The 22,644-nt window shown below is 60.4% G+C and carries 16 protein-coding genes; 4 read left to right on the plus strand and 12 right to left on the minus strand.

Annotated elements, in window-relative coordinates; all coding sequences use genetic code 11:
- Positions 1 to 63: 63 nt before the first annotated feature.
- Both DKK75_RS00805 and zwf read right to left on the minus strand, forming a co-directional pair.
- On the minus strand, positions 64 to 1,071 hold the full coding sequence (locus DKK75_RS00805) for a glucose-6-phosphate dehydrogenase assembly protein OpcA (RefSeq protein ID WP_110451570.1): 1,008 nt from the start codon (positions 1,069 to 1,071) through the stop codon (positions 64 to 66).
- Entirely contained in the window at positions 1,068 to 2,549 is a 1,482-nt protein-coding gene (gene zwf / locus DKK75_RS00810) for a glucose-6-phosphate dehydrogenase (protein WP_258333116.1), read from the minus strand. Before zwf ends, DKK75_RS00805 begins: the two co-directional genes overlap by 4 nt.
- A gap of 232 nt (positions 2,550 to 2,781) precedes the next feature.
- On the opposite strand from zwf, the gene DKK75_RS00815 reads away from it, so the two are divergent.
- Complete coding sequence (locus DKK75_RS00815; RefSeq protein WP_110451571.1) at positions 2,782 to 3,447, plus strand: HD domain-containing protein; 666 nt, start codon at positions 2,782 to 2,784, stop codon at positions 3,445 to 3,447.
- Here DKK75_RS00815 and DKK75_RS00820 read toward each other — a convergent pair.
- The 4 genes from DKK75_RS00820 to DKK75_RS00835 form a co-directional block, all read right to left on the minus strand.
- Positions 3,426 to 4,331: a hypothetical protein gene (locus DKK75_RS00820; RefSeq protein WP_110451572.1), complete on the minus strand. Its 906-nt coding sequence runs from the start codon at positions 4,329 to 4,331 to the stop codon at positions 3,426 to 3,428. The two genes, DKK75_RS00815 and DKK75_RS00820, sit on opposite strands and share 22 nt — an antisense overlap.
- A gap of 82 nt (positions 4,332 to 4,413) precedes the next feature.
- A complete protein-coding gene (locus DKK75_RS00825) occupies positions 4,414 to 5,472 on the minus strand; it encodes an ATP-binding cassette domain-containing protein (RefSeq protein ID WP_110451573.1) in 1,059 nt (352 codons plus the stop codon).
- Positions 5,469 to 6,704, minus strand: coding sequence for an FtsX-like permease family protein (locus DKK75_RS00830; RefSeq protein ID WP_110451574.1), 1,236 nt, complete (start codon positions 6,702 to 6,704; stop codon positions 5,469 to 5,471). The genes DKK75_RS00825 and DKK75_RS00830 overlap by 4 nt, the downstream gene beginning before the upstream one ends.
- 101 nt (positions 6,705 to 6,805) lie before the next feature.
- Entirely contained in the window at positions 6,806 to 8,278 is a 1,473-nt protein-coding gene (locus tag DKK75_RS00835) for a DHA2 family efflux MFS transporter permease subunit (RefSeq protein ID WP_110451575.1), read from the minus strand.
- A 160-nt stretch (positions 8,279 to 8,438) separates the two neighbouring features.
- Here DKK75_RS00835 and DKK75_RS00840 point away from each other — a divergent pair, with 160 nt between their 5' ends.
- The gene (locus DKK75_RS00840) at positions 8,439 to 11,936 is read left to right on the plus strand and encodes an SNF2-related protein (RefSeq protein WP_110451576.1); all 3,498 of its coding nucleotides are present in this window, start codon (positions 8,439 to 8,441) and stop codon (positions 11,934 to 11,936) included.
- Positions 11,937 to 12,835: 899 nt separating this feature from the next.
- On the plus strand, positions 12,836 to 13,177 hold the full coding sequence (locus tag DKK75_RS00845; RefSeq protein WP_146208593.1) for a hypothetical protein: 342 nt from the start codon (positions 12,836 to 12,838) through the stop codon (positions 13,175 to 13,177).
- Positions 13,178 to 13,313: 136 nt separating this feature from the next.
- On the opposite strand, the gene DKK75_RS00850 is transcribed toward DKK75_RS00845, so the two are convergent.
- The gene (locus DKK75_RS00850; RefSeq protein ID WP_110451578.1) at positions 13,314 to 13,730 is read right to left on the minus strand and encodes a glycerophosphodiester phosphodiesterase; all 417 of its coding nucleotides are present in this window, start codon (positions 13,728 to 13,730) and stop codon (positions 13,314 to 13,316) included.
- A 1,351-nt stretch (positions 13,731 to 15,081) separates the two neighbouring features.
- Between DKK75_RS00850 and DKK75_RS00855 the strand changes: the two genes are divergently transcribed.
- Positions 15,082 to 16,332 (plus strand): MFS transporter, encoded by a 1,251-nt coding sequence (locus DKK75_RS00855; RefSeq protein WP_110451579.1) that lies wholly within the window; start codon positions 15,082 to 15,084, stop codon positions 16,330 to 16,332.
- A 213-nt stretch (positions 16,333 to 16,545) separates the two neighbouring features.
- Here the strand turns inward: DKK75_RS00855 and DKK75_RS00860 are convergent, their stop codons facing one another.
- From DKK75_RS00860 to gnpA, 5 genes are all read right to left on the minus strand, one after another.
- A complete protein-coding gene (locus tag DKK75_RS00860) occupies positions 16,546 to 16,911 on the minus strand; it encodes a TIGR02328 family protein (protein ID WP_110451580.1) in 366 nt (121 codons plus the stop codon).
- A 102-nt stretch (positions 16,912 to 17,013) separates the two neighbouring features.
- Positions 17,014 to 17,754, minus strand: a complete 741-nt coding sequence (locus DKK75_RS00865) for an SDR family oxidoreductase (RefSeq protein WP_110451581.1) — start codon at positions 17,752 to 17,754, stop codon at positions 17,014 to 17,016.
- A 60-nt stretch (positions 17,755 to 17,814) separates the two neighbouring features.
- Positions 17,815 to 19,347 carry a galactose-1-phosphate uridylyltransferase gene (locus DKK75_RS00870; RefSeq protein ID WP_110451582.1) on the minus strand — a complete coding sequence of 511 codons (1,533 nt, stop codon included), beginning with the start codon at positions 19,345 to 19,347 and terminating at the stop codon, positions 17,815 to 17,817.
- Positions 19,344 to 20,423 carry a phosphotransferase enzyme family protein gene (locus tag DKK75_RS00875; protein ID WP_110451583.1) on the minus strand — a complete coding sequence of 360 codons (1,080 nt, stop codon included), beginning with the start codon at positions 20,421 to 20,423 and terminating at the stop codon, positions 19,344 to 19,346. The genes DKK75_RS00870 and DKK75_RS00875 overlap by 4 nt, the downstream gene beginning before the upstream one ends.
- Entirely contained in the window at positions 20,410 to 22,605 is a 2,196-nt protein-coding gene (gnpA, locus tag DKK75_RS00880; RefSeq protein WP_110451584.1) for a 1,3-beta-galactosyl-N-acetylhexosamine phosphorylase, read from the minus strand. Before gnpA ends, DKK75_RS00875 begins: the two co-directional genes overlap by 14 nt.
- Positions 22,606 to 22,644 lie beyond the last annotated feature (39 nt).

Consider the following 22,644-nt stretch of genomic DNA (forward strand, 5'->3'; position numbering starts at 1 on the left):
GCAGGTGATGCTTGCCTCAGCCTACACCAAGGCGTTTGTACATGAATTGAATCGCCACGGGGCCTACTGGTGGTCGACCATTTCCCAGCCGGCGTGGATGACCTCCTGGTAGACCTCGTCAGGGTCCAACCGGCCGAGCTCCTCGCTCATGCAGTCCACGGCAGAGCGCAGGGGCATGGAGATGGTCTGTGGGGTCTGATCGGGCTGGTTGATTCGTGCCTGGTCGTCATTGTGGCGCTCCATGCTCATGACCCCGTCGGGGCGTTCGAAGTAGACGCCAGTGACGGCCTGGGCCTGCGGGTCGCGCTCAACGGAGACCGGCACCTTAAGTTTCAAGGCCAACCAGGAGGCCAACAGCTCCAATGGCAGGTAGTGGGCTTGGCCGGTCACCCTGACCGAACGGATGGGCAGGTGAGGCGGCTGCTGCACCATGGAGGTCAGCTGTGCCCGCCAGATGGTGACACTGGTCCAGGACAGATCCACGTCCTTGGCGCTCGAATGGGCAAGCAGCCCGGCAAAGGCAGCCTGGCGATCGTCGGCTTCCATCGCGTCGGTGATTCTGCTGGCGGCCATGGCTCCGATAGGGTCCTGCGATGGATCCAGAGGCGGGTTGGCGGGCCACCAGACCACCAGAGGGGCATCCGGTACCAAGAGGGGGATGACCAGGGCGTCGGAATGGTCCAGCAGAGCCGCCACAGGCCTGAGCACAACCACCTCGCCAGCGCCGGCATCCGAGCCGAAGCGGATCTCGGCATCCAGCGTGCGATCGCCGTCGTGGTCGGTGCTCTTGTAGGAGACGCAATCTTCGGACAGCTGTGCTGCAGCGATCCTCTTGTCCGCCTCCTGTTCGGCCTGATGGTCTTCGGCATTGGTCACTATGGCGATGACGCGGCAGGGGTGCTCCCGGCTGGCGGCGTTTACGGTTTCCAAGGCCGTCTCCAGATGGGCCTGCTCGGTGATGATAACCAGGGTCAGCACTCGTCCCTGGGCGGCCTCTCCTCGCTCCACGTGGAGCTCGTCGATCTCCCGGGCGATGGCGGAGGTGGTGGTGTTGTTCAGTCTGACGATCATGGCATCCTCCAGTGGTATCCGTCGCGAGCCAGCATCTGATCAGCCTCCCGCGGACCCCAGGTGCCGGCGCGGTAGGGCTGGGGCTGGCCCTGTCCTGCCCAGAACTCCTCAATCGGATCCAGGATCTTCCAGGACAGATCGACCTCCTCGGTGGTTGGGAAGAGGGGAGGGTCGCCTAGGAGCACGTCCAGGATCAGCCGCTCATAGGCCTCAGGGGAGGCTTCGGTGAAGGAACGCCCGTAGGAGAAGTCCATGTTGACGTCGCGCACCTCCATGGCCGAGCCAGGGGTCTTGGCCCCGAAGCGCAGGGTCACGCCCTCATCGGGCTGTACGCGGATGACTACGGCGTTGGCGCCTAGCTCCCGGGTGGCTGTGGCCTCGAAGGGCAGGTGGGGGGCACGCTTGAAGACGATGGCGATCTCGCTGACCCGCTTGCCCAAGCGCTTGCCTGTGCGCAGATAGAAGGGGACGCCCGCCCAACGGCGAGTGTCCACATCAAGTCTGATGGCCGCATAGGTCTCGGTGGTGGAGGAGCGGTCGATGCCGTCCTCATCCAGGTAGCCGACCACATGCTGGGAGCCCTGCCATCCGGCTGTGTACTGGCCTCTGGCGGTGTGGGCCGCCATATCCTTGGGAATGCGGACTGCGGAAAGAATCTTGGTTTTCTCGGCCGTCAGGTCTGACGCCGAGAAGGAGACCGGCTCCTCCATAGCGGTTAGGGCCATCAGCTGCAGGAGGTGGTTCTGGATGACGTCCCTGGCTGCGCCGATTCCGTCGTAGTAGCCGGCTCTGCCGCCGATGCCCATGTCCTCGGCCATGGTGATCTGCACGTGGGAGACGTAATTGGAGTTCCAAACCGGCTCGAACATCATGTTGGCGAAGCGCAGGGCAAGGATGTTTTGCACGGTCTCCTTGCCCAGATAGTGGTCAATGCGGAAGACCGAATCAGGCTCGAAGACTTCGGAGACCACCCGGTCAAGCTCCTTGGCGGAAGCGAGGTCGTGGCCAAAGGGCTTCTCGATGATGACGCGGCGCCAAGCCCCTTGAGAGGAGTGGGAGAGTCCCGACTCGGCCAGCTGGCGAGCCACCTGCGGGAAGGCCTTGGGGGGCACCGACATGTAGAAGGCGTGGTTGCCGCGGGTGCCCCGGACCCGATCCAGCTCCGACACGGTGGACGACAGGCGGCGGAAGGCTTCGGAGTCGTCGAAGCTGCCTTTGACGAAGCGCATGCCCTGGCTCAGATGCCGCCAAGTTGAATCGTTGAAGGGGGTTCGGCAGTGGGCGCGGACGTTCTCCTCGGCAAAGGCGACGAACTGCTGGTCGCTCCAGTCGCGCCGTCCGAATCCGATCAGCCCGAAACTGGCTGGAAGCAGTCCCCGGTTGGCCAGGTCATAGACGGCTGGCAAGAGCTTTTTCTTGGCCAGATCGCCGGTGACGCCGAAGATGACCAGAGAGCTGGGTCCCGCGATGCGCGGCATGCGCAGATCGCGCGGATCCAGCAGGGGATTGCGCCAGGGCGCCTGCCGGGAGCCGTCCTCATCGGGAGGAGCGGGCCGGTCGGCGGAGCGCGCAAGTGATGAAGTGTCCATAGTGCTCCTCGTGAAATACCGTGATTCCTAGTCTACTGTCGGCGGCAGGGGGGCAGGGTTCGTTGTCCGCTGAAGTGTGATAAGCGTCGCAAAGGTCACATTTGAGGAGGGGATCCCTAGAATGGTCGGTATGATTCCCAATGTTCCCATGGCTGAGGCCCTGCACCGTCAGTATGCGCCCTCCCAAGCCGCCTATGAACTGATACATACCCACTGCCAGATCATTGCCGCGCTCGCGGTGCGTATGGCCGACCAGGTCAACGAGCGTCTGCTTCGTGGCGATGACCCTGACGGGGTCCTGCCCGAGCGGCCGCTGGACCGTGACCTGGTCCGCACAGGCGCCCTGTTGCACGACATCGGTACCTATCGGATTCTCAAGGACGACGGTTCACAGGGCCGGCCCCTGGCTTTCCAAGGCGAGCGGTACATCGAACATGGGCTGGAGGGCTATCGACTGCTGCTGGATGCTGGAGTGGATGAATCGGTGGCCCAGTTCGCCCGCAACCACACTGGAGTGGGACTGACCCGCCGCCAGGTTGAGGAGGAGCACCTGAACCTGCCGCCTGACGACTATCTGCCGGTCAACCCCGAGCAGGAGGTGGTCATGTATGCGGACAAGTTCCACAGCAAACACCAGCCGCCTATCTTCGTCTCCGAGCCCACTGCTGCCAAGCGCACGGCCAAGTATGGTCCCGACAACCTGGCCCGCTGGAGGCAGCTGGTGGCCCGGTACGGGGTGCCGGATCTGAAGCCTCTGGCCGAGCACTATGGCATGACCATCGTCTGATCCGGCCGAACCAGCCCCCAGGAACTCTGGAAGCGACCACCGAATTCACGCAGCATCCACGGGTCTGGCTGGTAGGGGTCGACTGGATCGGTCCGGCAGGCGGCCACGGCTTTCAGAAAAGAGGCCATGCCCTGTGGCCCATAAGCATAAGGGGATGCGCACCAGACAGGGTTTCCCTCCAGAACGAGAGGCCGATCCGAGCTGCGGAGGAAGGCCAGATCCACGCTGATGGGAGCGGAGCACCGACTCCTAGCTGCCTGGAGGGCGCAGTCCTCGGCAATCGTTCGATGCCTGGGATCAAAGACGGCACCATCGAAGATTGTGGTAATGGCTCTGGAGTCTTCGCCCTCATGTAGGCAGTATCCGCTGGAGGCCGCGATCCGGCCCCTGTCGACGATGATCCGCCATTCCTCATGGATATCGGGCAAGTGGGTCTGAATGCGAATCAGTGATTGAGGAGGGGCTGCCCGCAGAGCATTCTGCAGATCTTCAAGGTTTCGTCGGGCTGCAGGCAGGCCTGATACCCGACCGTCGGCCAGCTGTGACCAGGGTCGCTGCCCCAAGTTTGATGGCAGTCGACGCCAGTTCAGAATGGCTTCAGCCGTTACGGTCAGAATCCTGCGTCCAGTCAGGGACTTGTCCAGCTCATCCAGCCATCTGGTCGGTGGGGCTGACAGGAGCCAGGAGGGACGGCCATGGGAGGCCAGCCAGGCGTTCTGGGCGATCAGCAGACCAGGGGTGATCCACACAGCTTCTTTGGCACCGACCTCCCGAATGGGTCCAAACCCATAGTGATGGTGCAGGATGATTCCCGGTTGACGACGTGGATCTTTATTGCAAAAATCGGCGTGTTCGACTTGGTCGGCTTTTAACTGTTCGGTCATGACCCGGGGTATCCACTCCTCATGCGTGATGACCGAACAGATCAGTGCAGTGCCGCCCGTCCTCTGTCGGGAATGTCGGGACTTAATCGACGATGAACCGGTCGTCGTAGGTGCCCTCGTCTACAGTGTCCGAACCGCCTGAGGTCAGGATGATCACGGCGCAGTCATGACGGCGGGAGACCCGCCTGAGGGTGGCCAGCAGGGTGTCCCAGTCGCCCGGCTCCAGTCCTTCAGTGGGTTCGTCAGCGATGAGCACGTCGCACTCGCAGCACAGGGCACGGGCCACCGAGGCCAGGCGGAAGTCCAAGTGACCCAGGTCGGCGGTCTGCTTGTCCTGCAGACGATCCGGGAAGCCCACCTCATCCAGCAGGTGACGGGCCAGATTGTCTTTGGGACCCAGGAATGTGCGCCCGCTGGCCTCCATGGTGTAGACAAGATTCTGCACGGCGGTCAGGTCGCGTCTCAAGGCATCAGTGCCGAAGATGGCACCGATCTGGTGGCCGCGATAGTCAGAGGCAAGCAGCTGGCGCAGATCCGTGCCCCGGAAGAGCACGCTGCCTTGAGTGGGGGCGCGCAGGCCGGTCATCAAGGCCATCAGGGCGGCCCTTCCGGAAGGAGATGTGGTCTCCACCGAGTAGATGCGGCGACGCTGGAATTCCAGATTGACATCGTCCAGGATCTGTTCAGGGCGGCCCTTGATTTTCCGTGTGTAATCCACGTGCTTCAGGGAGAGCACCGGGTATCCGCCAGGAACCAGGACCGGCTGGCCATCAGTCTCCAGCAGCGGGTCCTCTTGATCGTCTTCGAGATCTTCGGCGTCTCCCTGGTCGATGACCACCTTGAAAGCGGCCAGCGATGCGTCTTCTTCCGAAGAGGCTTCCTCTGCTGGTTCTCCGTCCGCCTGCGCAGTTGCTTCGTCCTGAAACTCTTCCTGGGATTCCGGCTTTGACTCCGCGTCTGGTGCAGATAGCGGTTTAGCGCTGGTGCTCTCGCTGGTTTTTAGTGCAGAATCAGCCGCTGTTTGAACGGCTTTCTTCTGATCGTCTTGTTTCTGATCAGTCTTTGCCTGGTCGGTGGCCTTGATCTCACCCTTTTCCTGGGACTTTTCGTCCGGCTGCTGATCCGACGTCTTTTCGCTCATGCCTCGTCCTCCAGGTCGTTGGTGTATAGCTTGGCGGTTCTGAAGGCCGCTACCCTGGCGGCTGCTGCTAGAGCAAGGACCAGGCAGACGACCAGGCCGATAAGAATCATCTTCCAGATCAGACCGGCGTTAGGCATGCTGGCCAGGTTTCCCAGCCGGAAGAGCGACCGGCCCAGAGGCCGACTGATCGCGGTGCCCAGAGCCAGGCCAAGCACTAGTCCGGGCAGGGTGAGCAAGAGAGTCTCCAGGGCGAACTGCCAACCCAGCCGGGCCTTGTGGATCCCGATGGTGATGGCCATGCCGATTTCGTTGGAGCGGTCGCGCAGCATGAGGAACAGGCAGCTCAGCAGAACCAGCCCGCCCAGCAGAAAGACCAGGATGATGGCGGTTCGCGCCTGGTCGGCGGCCCGGTGGACTGGTTCCATCCGCCGCTGGTAATCCTTCAGGCTGGGAGAGTCGATGTCGTACTGCGAGGCCTTGAGTCCATCCTTGCGCAGTTCCTTGATGAACTTCTGGTAGGTGCTCGGCGAATCCAGAACGAAAGCCACGAGCAGCTCATGGCCAGGGTCTCCCGGTTTGCTGGCAGTATCCAGCCCCAGCATGGCGAACGTGGGATAGGCCGTGTAGATGGCTCGATTGGCTGTCTGGTCGGCGGCCTTGCGGTAATGATAGATGCCCGAGACCATCAGTTTGACCTGCTGATCCTGCTGGTGTGGATCCTTGATGGTCAGGGTGTCGCCCACCTTGAGCTTGTTGGCCTGCGCCATCTGCTTGGAGATCAGCACGGTCTGGGTGCCGGAGGCATTCTGCGAGGCGTAGTCCAGCCCCTTGCCCTGGTCCAGCACGAATGGGCCGTGAGGCAGAGTGGGCTCAGCCTCCTTGTCGGAGACGCCCACTAGGGAGTAAGCGCCTGACTGGGGCAGTCCCTCCGGGCTGATGTCTGCAGTCTCATGGAAGTAGGCCTTGTACTGCATGCCATCCATCTGCAGACGCTGGGCATACTGGGAATACTCGTTCCAGCCCAGGGGAGAGGCCTTGGTCCCCTTGCGCGGGCTGATGACGGCATTCGCCTCCTGGGATTCGTAGTCTGTGGTACGTGCCTTGGTGTCAGTCTGGAGCACGGTAGCTGCCGTCGTGGCCAATGCCGCCACGACCAGGCAAGCCAGAACCGTGACCAGGCTCCGCGCCGCATGCCGCCTGATGGTGAACCAGGCGTTTTTGAGAACGAACATGACACCCTTCCTGATAGCGTTCCAGAGATGACCGGGCGGCCCTCTATCGCTGGCCTTAAGTCCGGTCGCCGTCCTCCAGTCTAGCCAGGGACGCTCCCAAGCTAGCGTTGCGAACTTGGAGCTTGCTGAATGCCTCGTTCGGCCTCCTGCTGGTCAGCGTGGGAGAAGTTGCGCACCTTCAGGGAGACGGCCAGAGCGGCCAGAATCAGCACGAGGGTGAAGACCAGTCCGTAGTGGGTGCCTCTGGTGAATGCCTGAGCTTTGTCAGCTCCGGCTGCCTGCCCCTCGCCCATGGCCAGCAGGGAGGTGGTGATGGCTGTGGCCACGGCGCCTACGATCTGCTGCATGGTGTTGATGATGGTGCTTCCGTCGCCGGACTGCGGACCGCTCAGAGAGTTGAGCGCGTAGGTTTGGGCCGGTGACATGGCCAAGGGGCAGCCGATCATCAGGATGATGTGGGCTGCCACTACCAGGGCTACAGGGGTGTGCGGGCCGGTGAACAGGAGGATGACCGTACCAAGCAGGGCGACAAGGAAACCGCAGCGTACGGGCATCCGGGCTCCGAAGCCGTCGTAGAGCCGGCCAGCGAAGGCCGAGACCAGGGCGTTGATGGCGCCCCCGGGCAGCATGAGGATGCCGGTCATGGCTACTGGCAGGAGCAGTCCCCGCTGCAGGAACTGGGGCAGCAGATACATGGAGGAGAGGATGACTGCGAAGTCAAGCATGACCAAGGTGGCACCGTAGCGGAAGGCTGGGATGGAGAAGATACGCAGGTTAAGCACCGGGTGCTCCAGGCCCAGCTGACGACGAATATAGAGAAACAGCGCAGCCAGGGCCACAACCAGAATGGTCAGGGTGACGGGGGAGAGCCATCCGTACCTGCTGGCCAGGCTGACGCCTGCCACCAGTCCGCCGAAGCCGACGATGGACTCCAGGATGGAGGCCAGGTCGGGCCGTTGGTGGGTGATGGTTCCCACGTTCTTCAGGAAGCAGACGGCGAAGATCAGGGCTACAACCAGGAATGGAGTGAAGAACCAGAAAATCCAGTGCCAGGTCAGCTTGCCTAGGATGATTCCGGTCAGAGTCGGGCCGATGGCGGGAGCGAACATGATGACCAGGGCGCACATGCCCATGACCGTGCCCAGACGGGCAGGCGGAAAGATCAGCATGGCCACGGTGAACATGAGCGGCAGGATCAGGCCCGTGCCGATCCCTTGGATCAGCCGTCCTGCCAAGAGGACAGGGAATGTGGGGGCCATGGCTGAGATCACCGAGCCTGCCAGGAAGGCGATCAGGCCGAAGATCACGGTCTGCCTGGTGGTGAACCACTTGGAGATCAGGCTGGAGAAGGGCAGGACGATGCCGATGACCAGCATGTACCCTGTCACCAGCCATTGTACGGTGGCAGCAGGAATCCGGAAGCTCTCCATCAGGTTGGGCAGGGCGATATTGAGCGAGGTTTCACTCAGCATGCCCACGAAAGCCCCGATCATCAGAGCGGCGATAGCCGGCCAGGGATGGGGGACGGCCGGTCGTGAACGGTGAACAGAGGCAGGGGTGGACGTGTTTTGCACGATAATGATCTCCTTCTTCAGACAAACAGCACGTCATCTTAGGGAGGCGGCAAATTTTTCGTAAGTCGGCATGTCTACTCGCTTCGCCGAAGGCGTGCCGCATCGGGACGGAAAAGGTTATGCTCAGAAATGGTCGGCAGCGACCATAAGGAGGGTGCGTGTGGATTGGCATGCAGCGGTCTACGGGTCAAGAGCTGGCGGTTCAGGAGGCCATGGCTTCTATGATCCGGGCGATGAGGAGGAGGGGCGGACCTTTGGCAACCCGGACCCCATCGCTGATTCCACCCTGCGTCGGCTGGGCGGCAAGGCCTACTTCCGTGCCCATCAGCTGCTGGATGATCGGCGTTTTACGGACCTGGGCCTACGGCATCTGGGGGCGCTGACCGTTCTCAAAGGGCGTGTGCCCGCTACCTATCAGCCGGATGGCGACTGCATGGTTCAGGCTCGTCTGGACGAGCAGGCTCATCGGGTCATCGACTCCTCCTGCACGTGCCGGGCCTTTGGGCGCCAGGGTTCTGCATGCAAGCATGTAGTCGCTCTGATCATGGCCTACAACGAGTCCAGCCAGGCCTTTGCAGGATCGGATGACTGGACTGGCGACGAGGATCGATCCCGGTCCGCCCGATCGACCTCGGGACCCTTGGCGGCCTACATGCACCGGCAGGAGGGTCGGCGGCGGCAGGCCTTCCGTGATCGCCAGCTGAGCCTGCTCAAGCAGGAGAACGGTCCGGCAGGCGGCCGCCACCTGCCCATCGGCTCGGTCGGACTGATCCCCGACCTGACCAGCGAACGCGGCGGCTGGCAGGTCCGTCTGCACATCACCTTGCCCTCCCATGGGGTCGTTTACCTGGTCAAGGATCTGCAGGCCCTGCTGCGCGCCGTGGACCATGGCGAATTCATGTCCTATGGACGGCGGCTGGCCTTCATTCATTCTCGTGACACCTTTGATGACCGGGCCCGGTCTCTGCTGACCATCCTGGAAAGGGCCGGCGCCATTCGCCGCAGTCTGGCCGAACAGGAGGGGGGCATGCGCCGTCGTCTTACGCGTGCAGGATTGGCGGGGATCCGTCTCAGCGATGACGAGGTGGCGCAGATCCTCGACCTGTTCGTGGACTCCGGGCTCGCCTTGGACTATACGCCTCCTGAGGATTCCTTCCTGCAGACCATGCCTGCCCCCGTGGTTGACGGAGATCCGGACCCTGGCATCGCAGTCAGCAAGGAGGCGGACGGCTACCGGATCACTCATGCTCTGGCCGTGGAGCGCTTCATCGTAGGCCAGGCCCATTCCTTCGTTATCGTGCGCCCCTCTCAGCTCGGCTTAGGGCTGGATTCGGGAGGACCAGTCGTTCACCGTTGCGGCGCGCGTTTTATGCGTCATCGTGACCTGTTGGAGACCCTCTGCCGCCCTGGTGAGGATCGGGATCTGCATCTGGATGCCGACGACCTGGACCTGTTCGCACGGACCGTCCTGCCTGACCTGGATCAGGGTGCCCAGGAAGGATCCGGGCTCTCGGCCAGCCTGCCCGAGGAGCTGGATGCCAGGCGGCGCCCGCCTTGCAGGATTGAGCTTTACCTGGACAGGGATCAGCAGGGGGTCAGCTGTGATCTCAAGGCTCGCTACGGAGATCGTCTTGTGTCCGTAAGCGCTGATCCCGGCTCCGAGGAAGGACGCGGCAGGGATTGGGAGAGCGAGTCTCTGGCCCGACAGACGGTCCGACGCTATTTCCCCCTGATGGAGGATGGGCTGGCTCGCATCCCCGAGGAGAACGAGGAGGCCATCCACACCCTGCTGACCCGGGGCCTGCCCGTGCTCAAGGGTCTGGGGCGGGTCTTCTCTACCCCGGCCTTCGACGGGCTCAGCGTCGTCTCTCACCCGCAGATCCGCGTGGGCGTGAGGGCGCGATCCGGTCTGGTCGAGATCTCGCCCATAGCCGATGAGGTAGGGCCTGATGAGGCTGCGGCTATTCTGGCTGACCATCGTCGCCGTCGCCGCTTTCATCGTCTGCGCAACGGGGCCTTCGTCGAGTTGGCTGATCTGAATACGGATGCGGTGGACACTCTGGCCGAAGACCTGGGCATCGACCCGGATGATCTGGCCAAGGGGCCGGTCAGGGTGCCAGAATTCCAGCTCGGCTACCTGGATGCGCTGGTGCCCGAGCAGGATCGCGATTCCAGCTTCCGTGACTACCTGAAGGAGCGCAAGCCTGACCCTCAGGGGTTCAGGATTCCCGACGGGCTGCGCGGGCAGCTCAGACCCTATCAGGTAGAAGGGCTGCGTTGGCTATCTACCTTGAGTGACCGCGGATTCAGCGGTATTCTGGCCGATGAGATGGGCCTGGGCAAGACCATACAGATGCTGGCCTACCTGCTCTCCCGTCGGGATCAGGCCAGGGATCGAGGACCTTCGCTGATCGTCTGTCCAGCCTCTTTGGTTTACAATTGGGAGGCCGAATGCCGCCGTTTTACGCCGGATCTGCGGGTGGCGGTCCTGGCCGGAGCGCGCAGTGAGCGTCAGGCTCTGCTGGATCAGGCGAAGTCCTACGACCTGCTGATTACTTCATATGATCTGCTCAGGAGGGACCTGAACCGGTATCGGAGTCTGCCCTGGTATGCCTTGGTTCTGGATGAGGCGCAGTACATCAAGAACCATGCCACCAAGGCTGCCCGGGCCGTACGGGCTCTGGACAGCCTGCACCGGTTCGCCCTGACCGGCACGCCCATCGAGAATCGGCTGTCTGAGCTTTGGAGCATCTTCGACTTCCTGATGCCGGGGATGCTGGGCCCCTACTCCCGGTTCCGGGACCGCTTCGAAATGCCCATACTCAGCGGCGATCAGGATGCCCAGTCCCGGCTTCAGGCCCTGGTCGGACCTTTCATTTTGCGTCGGCTCAAATCACAGGTGCTGACGGATCTGCCCGAGAAGATCGAAAACGTGATCAGCGTGCCCTTGCAGGGTCGTCAGCGCAAGCTCTATGCAGCCCTGGAGCAGGAACTGAGGGCTACGCTTAACAAGGAAAGGGATCAGGAGTACGAGGTAGGCAAAATCCAGGTGCTGGCTCAGCTGACCAGGCTGCGGGAGGTCTGCTGTGATCCGCGTCTGGTCTACCAGGATCAGGGCCGGGACCGGCGCGGCGATTCAGCCAAGCTGGATGCTATCGAAGATCTGGTGGTCTCCTGCCAGGATGCCGGGCGCAAGATGCTGATCTTCTCCCAGTTCACCTCATACCTTGACCTGATTGCCCAACGGCTCCGTCGGCTGGACGTGTCCTACGATCTGATCACTGGAGCCACCTCCAAGAAGCGGCGGCTGGAGCTGGTGGAACAGTTCAATAGGGATGCCACGCCGGTTTTTCTGATCTCCCTGAAAGCTGGCAATACCGGGCTCAACCTGACCGGAGCCTGTGTAGTGGTCCATGCGGACCCCTGGTGGAACGCCGCAGCCCAGGAGCAGGCCAACGACCGCGCCCACCGGATCGGCCAGACCCAGGACGTCAACGTCTACCAGATCGTAGCCAAGGACACCATCGAGGAGCGCATCCTCAATCTGCAGCGCAGCAAGAGCGATTTAGCTTCAAGATTTGTTGACTCGGCAGCATCCGCCGGAGCCTCCAGCATTGCCAGGCTGAGCAGAAAAGACCTCCTGGCCTTGTTGGGCTGAGTGAGTCGGGTCAGTCTAGCTACTAGCCAAAGCAGACCTATAGGTTAGAACTATTTGTCGTAATTATAAAATGTCATCTTTTATCAGGCAAAGGAGGCTGATGGGATATCGATGTCATCCGATAAAAAGCCTGCAGCGCTAGGACCATATTCAGGGTATTGGCGTACTGGCAGGCTGCCGATCACGTCGGGCCGGCTGCCCCGAACCCCGAGACCAGCCATGCTCTCGCCCAATCCAAGGAATGCATGGGCTGTCCCAGTGTCATTGCCGGTTGCCTAGGAAAGAACTGGGGATTCCTGCTTGGGGGCGCTGTATTTCACCATGCTGCTGATTCGGGTTTTCGCTTACTCCACGGCCATCACCAACGACAGCGCCTCTTGCCTGCGCTCTTTCCGCATAACCAAGACGGCGTTGTCTCATGATCTCTTCTACGGACTGGCTATAATCCGCATTTTGGCAGCCATCGCTTCTCGAGCTGAAAGACGCTCTTCAAGATCTCCGCTTTTATGATGATGACCAAGCTGATCATCAGCTTCGCCCTAGGAATGGCCATGATCGGATTGCGGAATATTCACAACAAGGGGTCTCCCTGATTGGGGATATCTGGTCAAGCAGAGACCATCATTCCCTTGTCCTTCACCCTGATCTCCATGCGCTTTTTGCAGTCTCTGCCTGCAGTGGTCATCTCTTTGCGCGCGCATGACAAGAACATCGAAGCCGCACGGTAATAGCATTCGTGACATTGTTCCCGGTGATCTTCTTCTATGCTGTGTCCCTCGACCTGGCACTTGCACGCGATCAGGCCTTCGATGCCTGCCAGAGGAACGTGATTATACAGCGGGACACGCTGTGCATTCGGACAGGAGAGATCGGGAATTGGTATTTTCAACCTGTTTCATATGGCAGAAGGACCGAATCGTGGGGATGCTATGCATCGATTTCAGCCAGTCGCCTTGGAGGATTTTCCGGCCGCGACTAGGCGGTTCGACAAACCAAAGGAAATCCAGCCTCAAATGGCTGAACATGATGAAGCTGATCGGCCTGCCCGAGAGAATCTGTCTGTTTCTGCGGATGGCATGGGTGAACGGGTCACTGCGGCTATGGTTGCCAAGGCAGGACGGCAGCCTGATCATTTTGACGCCTCGGAAGGCTTAAGCATCATTCGCGATCCGGATGAAAGCGGATGCTTCATGGGTCAAAGAGGCGATTTCGGTGATTGCCAGACGATTTTGACCGGCTGATTCCTCTATCTGTCGTTATCTGCAGTTGGTTCGTCGAACCTGATTATCTGGGTCTGCCGCGCTGATAAGAAGCCCCGGCCTGTCAGAGGTTATTGCGACAGAACCGGGGGAGTCGAGCCATTCAGGTGGCTCGGGGTCAGTAGCTGGCTGAGGTGGGCCCCTGGAACCGGACCTTTAGCCCCCGGCCGTGATGAAGGAACATCTCTGCACCGTGGCGGTCAATATCGCGGTGGGTGAAGAGCATGCGGATGGCAAAGGCCGTCTGTACATCATCGGGCAGGTCAAGGAAGGCCTTATGGGCGTCCCAGCCATCGGCAGCGACGGCCTTGTTGGGCACGTAGGCGTACCCATAGCCGTCCTCGTCCACGTATCCCAAGAATGGCAGGTCCCATGCCTGGTGGTAGCTCAGTTGATCCTTGTACTCCTCGACCTTCTTGAGGGCCTCTTCGCTGATACCGTATTTGCGGGCAACCTCGTTGGCCTTGGCGGTCTTCGCGGCGGCATCTTTTTGGAACATGGAAGTATCAACAACAATGACTGTATCGTCTGCCATGACTGACCTTTCTGTCTAACTGCCTGCACGTGTGATAATCGACATCATGACCGTGCAGGGCCATGACCATTTGGGTGACTGTCCATCGTCGACAGTGACCCCTGGGTTCAGAATTCCTTCCACTTGCAAGGATATCAAATTTCGTCTGCAGATAGGGACAGGGAACCGTGAGGTTCGCCATAATCCTCGCCACTGATGCAGAACCGTCAGCCCAGAGCCTTGTCCTGATCCTTGCGATGTCGAAGCAGGCACGTCAATGCTAGGCCGAGGATGGCATTGCCGACAGCCAACGCTACAGGCATCACCATGTCTGAGCCGGAGGCAGCCAGGGTCGGGAAATCCGTAGAGGATTTCGCCTGAACATCAGAAGTTTGAAGCCTGCCATGACCCGCACCTGAGTTCCAGCCATGGCTGAATCGGTTCCCCCTAGGGTGTCGGGCGCATTCCGCCAGCCGCAATCTACGCCGTCATCGAAGTGATTGGGCTCGTACAGGCAGCTGTGCTGAGTGGTATTGCGGATGCTTGAGGACTTGGCATGATCCTGGGTAAAGACGGCATCTTTCGCCTGTCGTCGGTATGGGCTGTTTGGTTGTTTACACCCATGACACCTGAGGCTGGTGGCAGCTTCGTTCCTGATGCCGAAGTTGCCTCTAGTCCGCCGTCATTGAGTGTGGCATGCAGGCTGAGCCCGGTCTGACCATAGTAATCGGCTACATCCTTTGTCAGCATCGTGGTTGTTTCCAGCGGCATCGTTCTTGTCGAAAGGAGCGGTGCCGATGATGCGGGAGGGTGACTATGGCATCGTCAGTATCCAGTATGTCCTTTGTGCTCGATCTGCTGGCCGGTGGGCCAATGGATTGGACTGGCATTGACTGGTTCGAAGAGGCGGATTTTTCTGTTTGCACAGATTGAACCGCGCTGGACTGGGTCAATGAGAACTGGTCTGGTTTCGATGTTGCAGAGTTTTCCGTTGTCGCCTGGTCTTGCCCGTTTTGACTGATGTCGCTGTCTTTTGTACAGCCTGCTGTGCTTGCGACGGTCTGGGCATCTGCAGCCCGTTCGCCACCGGCCGCCGCCATGGTAGGCATCAACATGGCCATAGCTGGGTGTCCGGCCAGGAATCTTCCGCTCAAATTACCCTTTGCCGCGTTTCTCCTTTTGAGCGCCGACGACCATCCTGGGTGTCGGGCCGGGGCATCCGCTTCAAGTCATCCGGTCGACTAGCTACGATGCTTCTTAGATTCTCCGATAATGATGCTATAAATCGATATACAAAGTTATTGGTTATGTTTCCTGTATTGCTGTGAGCCTTCGGAGAAAATTCGATTATGGGCAAAGCAAGGAATGGCGCATGATTGAACGCGATCTTCGCGAAGCAGCGGCGGCCGGGCCTCCAGGCCGCGGAATGCGCGAGCGGCTGGCCGTTTATGGTTTCTTCGTCATCATGGGCATCGGTACTTCCGCTTGGATCTCCCGACTGCCAACAGTCAAGGCACGCCTCGGCCTGCAGCCTTCGGGCCTGGCTCTGATGACTATCTTGGGCGGATGCGGTGCTCTGATCGGCATGCTGGTCTCAGGTGTGTTGACCGATCGGCTGGGCGTGCGCAAAGCCATGCTGCTGGCAGCCTCCACCTGGTGTATGGGCATGTTGATCGCTGCCCTGGCTGTCACTCTGCGCTCAGTGCCGGGGACGGTGCTGGGGCTGCTCTTCAACTCGGCGGGCATCAGCCTTTGGGGGACGGTCAATACTGTTGAGGCTGGCGCAGTGGAGCGATTCTCCTCTCGGTCCATAATGCCGCGTTTCCATGCCTCATATAGTCTGGGCATGTTTCTTGCACTGGGTCTGGGCTCGCTCCTGTCTCATCTGGGCGTGCCCATTGGGGCGCATCTGGCGGTCAATGCCATGACCAGTCTGGCTCTGGTGGCCGCCTGCGTCCTGCTCTGTCCGGCTCAGCCGCTAGGGGATTACAAGGGCGGCGCCGATGATGAAGGTTCGGATCAGCATGCTGATTCAGGGCGATCATCCGCCTTCGACAGGCAGCTGGCAGCCTGGGGCGATGCCTTGGTTCTTATGCTTGCCCTGATCAACGTAGCCCTTGAGGCTAGCGAAGGTGCCGTCAATGACTGGAGCGGGATCGGCCTGGTCGATACCTTCGGTGTCTCCGAGTCTCAGGCAGGTCTGGCGCCCACGATTTTCGCTGCAGCCATGATCCTCTCAAGGCTGCTGGGAACGCATCTGATCGAGCGGCTGGGGAACATGCGCTCGCTGGTTCTGACCCTGCTGGTCTCGGCTCTGGGCATCCTGGTTTACGCTTTTTCGCCCTCTTTCGGGCTGAGTCTTGCGGGTACCGGGATCTGGGGCGTCGGGGCTGCTCTGGGCGTGCCCATTGTCACTACTCTGGCAACCAGGGACCCGGCAATGGCAGCCCAGCGGGCTTCAGTCATCTCAACTGCCTACTACGGGGTCTCTTGGATCATTCCTCCGGCTATCGGATTTTTGGCCGATCACACCGGCGTCAGACCGGCCCTGCTGCCTTTGGCATTCCTGCTGGCGGCGGTCACCCTCCTGGTGCCCTCAGTGACTAGACTCACTCGGGAATGATGCTCTTTGACTGGCAAAACTCCGCTAGCCGGTTGTCAGGTGAATCCAGAAGATAGAGCCGAGCAGCACAGTCCCTGGGCAGATACTCGGATTCGAACAGCCGGTCCCATACATTGCCATACATATCAGTGAATTTTATGGCTACAGCAGTCAGCCGGCGCCGGCCTTGACGATCCCCTCTATCCAGAAAGAGGGGGGGGGTCGAAGATAGGTTTAGGGCAGATGAATGCCTTTTCCCGCCAGGTTTTTCAAGCATTCCTGGAGATAGGCTGCGTCGTGCTCAGGATAGATGGGGTCCGTCAACGGTACTTCAGCCAGGTCCTCATAGGGAGGGCAATGCCTGCCGCGGTAGAGCGGGTCGTACCAGGCAGGATCGGGATGGTAGCCGCGCTCGCGCATGGTCGCCATGACTAATAGATGAAACTGAAAGAGCTTGTATGGGGAGTGGAGAAAGACATAGTCAACGGTGGCATGCCGTCGTCCCCAGCCCAGTCCACGCAAGGCGGTGACCTCCCGGTGCTGGCCCAGCAGCTGCTGTCTGGGAAGCAGCGAGATCAGATCCTGATGCCACAGTCGCATGACGACCCCCCCTCGTCGGGGTCATGGGCGAACCCCTCCTTCATCCTAGCTGTTTGCATCACGGTAAAGCGGGCTGGCAGAGGGTGGGGTTCCGGCAATTCCTTATTGGGCGATGAATCCGCCGTCCACAACGAATTCTGCACCCAGCGCGAACTTGGATTCGTCACTGGCCAGATAGACGCAGATCTCGCCGACGTCCTGAGGCTCGCCGATATGGCCCAGGGGTGTCAGCTTGCTCATCCTGTCCTCAAGGCTCTGGCTGATCAGAGGAGTCTTGATGAACCCGGGGTGGACCGAGTTGATGCGAACACCGTACCCGTTGTTAGCGGAATCCAGAGCAGCGGACTTGGTGAGCAGCCTGGTGCCGCCCTTGCTGGCGTTGTATGCTCCCGCCCGGCTCAGGCCCACGAAGCCCTCGATGGAGGAGATGTTGATAATGGATCCGCCGCGGCCCTTCATGACCCGCATGCCGTGCTTGGTACCCAGGAAGGTTCCGTTCAGGTTGATGGCGATGATCTTCTTCCAGTCGTCGTAGCTTTCCTCGTCCATGGTGACGCCTTTGTCGCCGATGCCGGCATTGTTGACCACAGTGGTCAGCTGGCCCAGCTCCTTTTCAACGGTGTCGATGGTGGAGACCCACTGGTTCTCATCAGTTACATCCAGCGTATGGAAGACGACCTGTCCGGGGTGCTCCTGCATGAAGCTGCGAGAGGCATCGCTTTCCTTGATGTCCGCAAGGGCCACTTTGGCTCCCTCACGGACGAAGCATTCGGCGATGCCTACGCCCATGCCGCCGGTTCCTCCGGTGATGATGGCTACCTTACCTTGCAGGCGATCAGTCATATCTACTCCTTTATAGAAGATGCGCTGTCGTATTCCATCCTATGCGGTGACATGCACACGCTATCGATCGATGAACCCTAGTCCGAGCAGGAAAGCCCGGGTCTGCGCAGGATCCTTGAATACTGCGGTGTTGCCTAGGATTCGCTTGCATACTTCGCCCAATTCCCGGCGTATGGCCGAACGAATCCGTTGAGGATCGCGTGATCCCCTCAGCGTGAGCGTCAGCTCATCCCATTGATTGTGGAATGCCTTCAAGGACTCTGGAAGATCCTTGCCATCTTCCAAGGCCTGGGCGAGTCTCGTCAGCTGGGGCACCAAGCGCCCTGGCAGAACGAAGAGACCTTGGGCTTCGATTAATCCAATGGGCTCCTGCTTGATGGCGTAGAACTCAGGATGGACGTGGAATATGCCGTCCGGATACTGCTCGCTGACCCCGTTGTTGCGCAGAATCAGGTTCATCTCGTATCCCCGGTCAGTGATGAGCACACTGGGCGAGAGTGCTGATTGACGGCCCCGGGGACCCTGTGGACGGATGTTCAGAGCTTCGTCGGAGTAATCGATCCAGCCGCGCCGGATCCGGTCGCTTACCTCGATGATGGCATCCCGATCATGGCCTATCAGGCGGATTGCCGTGCCCGGCCAGTCCGGAATCTCGATCAGCATGCCAGACATTCCTGGCAGGGACATGGCCATTTTCGCTGGAGCCTTGTGCAGGGGCAGAATCTCTCCTCCGCCCTGGTAGTGGTCGTGGGCCAGCACCGACCCGCCGATTCCCGGCAGGGCGGCGTTGCACCCCAGGAAGTAGCCTGGGAAACGATCCACGAAGTCCAGAAGATTGCCAAAAGTCTCTCGGTCCACACGCATGGGTCTGTGTTCGGCATTGACGCAGATGCCGTGCTGGTCGAAGTAGCCATAGGGGGAGAACTGCCAGAACCAGGGATGACCGCCAAGGGTCATGCCTAGAGTGCGCAGGGTGCTTCTGCCTCGTCCGGCGAAGCCTTCGTTGCTCCTGCATATGGTGCATGCCGGGTAGCCGTTGCCTACTCGATTGCCGGCTGCGGCTTTGGCCATGGTGCGGAACTCGGGTTTGGCCTGGTTGATGGTGATGATCAGGCCTTGGGATTCAAACCTGGGGTTACGATCCAGTTCGGCTTTTTTGATGTAGGTCGATGCGATCCCGTAGTCATATAGCCAGCGCATGGCGGCCATGGATCCCTTTTCCGCCTCGACGGCGGCGAACCTGTCGGCCACCTGGGATGGGGAACGGGTGATCTGGCCCATGAGGCGATCAGTGACCGCTGCATCCCGATCAGCCGTGAACACGCCTGCGGCGTGGGCGTCCCGGCAAAAAGCCGCCAGCAAGTCGGCGATTTCTTCGGCTGTGGAGCCTTGACTCGTCGATTTTTGCGCGCAAGACCGATCGCTAGAAGTATAGGAGTTCAAATCCAGCAGCGCCAGCAGACGATTGCGCGTCCAGTCCGTGTCGCGTTCGTCCAATTCCAGATGCCGACGGGCAAAGTCCAGAAGGGCATCCAGATCTGCATCCAGGGCAGGTTGTTTTTCGGATTCCCGTGGATCGGTCCGTGGGCTCATCTGGTGGCCTCCATGATTTGATTGACTATGCTGGCAGTCTGATCTGTGGATTTTTCCATCTGACGGGCCAGGGTCACCTGGGTGCGGCAGCGCACCAGATTGTGTTCAGGGTAGGCGACGGCGAAGTAGGTGTCCCCCTGCAGGTAGTCGGTCAGGAATCGCATGCCGCATTCCTCGGTCATCAGCAAGGCGCTCAGGGGAAGCAGCCGGGCCTCCCGATCGGTGATGCTTGGGCGGACTGCCCCGATGAACCCTTGGGCGTAGGCCTGGAAAAGATTGGTGTCAAAGTGCACCTTTGCCAAGTCTTGCTCGTCCTCCAGCGCAGTGGAAGCCCCGAAACGGATGGAGTCCCCGAAGTCGAAGAGCATCGAGCCAGGCATGATCGTGTCCAGGTCGATGATTGCCCTGGCTCGGCCGGTGGTCTCGTCCATGAGAATGTTGTTGAGCTTGGTATCGTTGTGGGTCACTCTAAGGGGAATGGTTCCATCTGCCAGGCCTTCCATCACGGTACCGTAACGGTCCGCGCCCTGTCGGAAGAAATCAATCTCCTCCAGGCATTCCTTGACCCGGCCTAGGCGGTCATTCTCGACAGCGGTCATCAGATCGCGGAAGCGCTTGGGCGTGTCATGGAAATGGGGGATGGTCACGTTCAGCTGGGAGGCATCGAAGTCGGCCAGATAATTCTGAAAACGTCCAAAGGCGTCTCCAGCGTTGCGAAAGACCTGAAGGTTGGGCACCATCTCGTAGGATCGCGTGTGTTCGATGAATTTGTAGACGCGCCAGGCACCTTGGCCGCTTTGGTACCAGGATCCGCCCTGATCGGTGGGCACGATGTCCAGGGTCTCCTGCCCCTGCGAGCGCAGAAAGTCGGTGACCAGCTCGATGTTGTGCATCAGAGCCGCAGTATCAGGGAAAACCGTGGTGTTCATCTGCTGCAGGATGTACCGATGCCGGTCGGTTCTGGCCAGGTAGGTGACATTGATATGCCCGTTGCCGTAGGGGGTGACGTCCTCCAGATTGCCCTCCATGGCGAAGTGTTCCGCCGCCTGACGCGGTGTGCTCTCATCGATTCTCATGATCCCTCTTTTCCGAAGGCAACGGCTGCCAGACTATGGCGGAGGGTTCCAGGTCAAGGACTCGGCTTGCTCCGCCGGGTAGATGGATCTCGGTACTCTGCTCCATTCCGCTGTTGTTGACCACGCAGAAGGTTCCGGCCTGCGGAAAGACGGCTACCTCGCATTCAGGATTGTCGCTGCTCCATTTCCGATACTGCCCCTCCTTGCGGGCCGCCCAGAACAGGGCTCGCTCCAGCAGGCGGGCGTTGACTGCCGAATAGGGCAGGCCGGACAGGTATACTCCGCGTCCGTTGCCATAGTCACGCACAGCCAGCTGGACCTGACCGCCATCGGCTTTGAGCAGGTCCGTACAACCATCGATGGGGTAGGTGTCGAGAATCGGATGGCCGAAGTCAGCAGGGGCATTCTCCGGCAGATCATGGATGATGAAGTGGTCCTGGATGGGTGGAGTGAAGTGTTTGTCCACAGAAAGCGTCCAGTAGCGCTCCTGATCCACGCCAAAGATGTCAGCCAGTTGGAAGAAGCGTCCCTGCCAGTCCAGAGCCGTGGGCTGGCCGACCCCGATCAGGCCGCCGCCGTTTTTCGTCCAAGTGCGCAGGATCCGTATCAGCTCGGGGTTCTTCCAGACCGTTCCGCCGCTGAAGGCGGTGCCTTCCGGCCCGCCGCAGATGATGACGTCGATGTCCGGGTCCACGCCATGATTCAGCAGATCGTCAAAGCTGATGAAACGGACGGAGACTCGCATGCCGGAGAGTGCCTCCAGGATGCCGTAGTAGGAGGCGGTCTGCTGATTGGGCAGGGCATGGGCCACGGTATAGGCCATCCAGGAGCGCATGGCCCCCCAGGAGTTGAGCACCGCCACCGTCAGCTGTGTGGCGGCTGGACGGCTTCCAGTGTGCCGGTGCAGGTCGCGGAACTCCTCGGCGATGGCTGCCACGGTGTCCACGAACTTGGGGAACTTCATCGCCAGCGAAGGGTAGCCGCCGTAGCCCATGCGCGATATGGGGCTGCGCAGGATGGCTCGTCGGGCCTTTCTCCAGTTGTCCAAGCCTTCAATGCTGGGGTCGTTGCCCTCATGGAAGGTGTCTGGGAAGAAATATGGAAGGAATCGTCCCTCGGTGTATCGGACGCCGGGGACGTCGGCGATCATGCGCAGGGTGGTTCCGTCGCCGACGGAACCGACCACGGCATCCAGTTTGAGATCGGAGAACCCTGGCCGATAGGGTTCGGTGCCGATCCACTGGTCGCCTAGGAACATCATGGCTTCCTTGCCGGCTGCGTGGGTCATATCGACCATGGTGGCCACATTGGCCCTTACAAAACGGCTGATGAAGTCCATCCAGTCGCGCTGTGTCCGCGTGGGGACCAGGAAGGAGGAATTGTAGGAACCGTCCCGAACGAAGTCCTCGGCCCGTGGGCGGTATCCGTATTCCTGTGAGAAATCCTCGATGGCTCTCGGGCTGACTGTACAGGCGTAGCCTAGCCAGTCGACGATCTTTTCCTGCTGATCCTGGTCGTAGAGCAGTGTGAACTGGTAGAAGAAGGTAGTGAAGCGAACCACATCGGTGGAGGGGTTCGCCTCCAGCCATCGAGCGAAGGCCTTCATGGCGAAGTCACGGGTGGCGGGGTGGTAGATATCCAGAGGAATCTGATGCTCCCGGTCGCCCCAGTCATTGGTCAGGTGGTTGTACATCTCCACTGGATCCCAGATGATCCGGGCCAGGAAGGTGACCGTATATTCATGCATCGGCATGGCGCCCTCGATGTGGACGCGGTCCAAGTCAGGATCCAGATTCCAGGATTCGTCAGGCAGCACCGCACCGGTGGTCCGGTCTATCACCTCCCAGTATCGGTGGGGGTCGTCATCACGGTTGGGAGTGAATTGCTGGTCGAAGAAGCCGGCCATCAGATCGATGTCGACCCGCCCGTTCTGAGCCACGACCCGATCGGTCAGCAGGAACACCTGCGGCGTCTCGTCCATATGCTCGCGGATCCACTCGTTATAGCCCCTGGCTGGGAAATATGCGCTATAGACTTTCTTCCCCAGCCCCAGCAATTCCTTGTCCAGACTGGTGCCGTCGGAGTTGCGGATGGCATCCGCCCCCCACCGTTGGCAAAGCTCCTCGGTTTGCTTGACGAAATGCTCTTCGCCGGGCAACGTGAATCGGCCTGTGGTGCTCATATGTCAGCATGCTCCTTCGCGGATGTATGGGTTGGTCGG

This window comes from Bifidobacterium asteroides (assembly GCF_003202695.1).
Lineage (GTDB): Bacteria > Actinomycetota > Actinomycetes > Actinomycetales > Bifidobacteriaceae > Bombiscardovia > Bombiscardovia asteroides_G.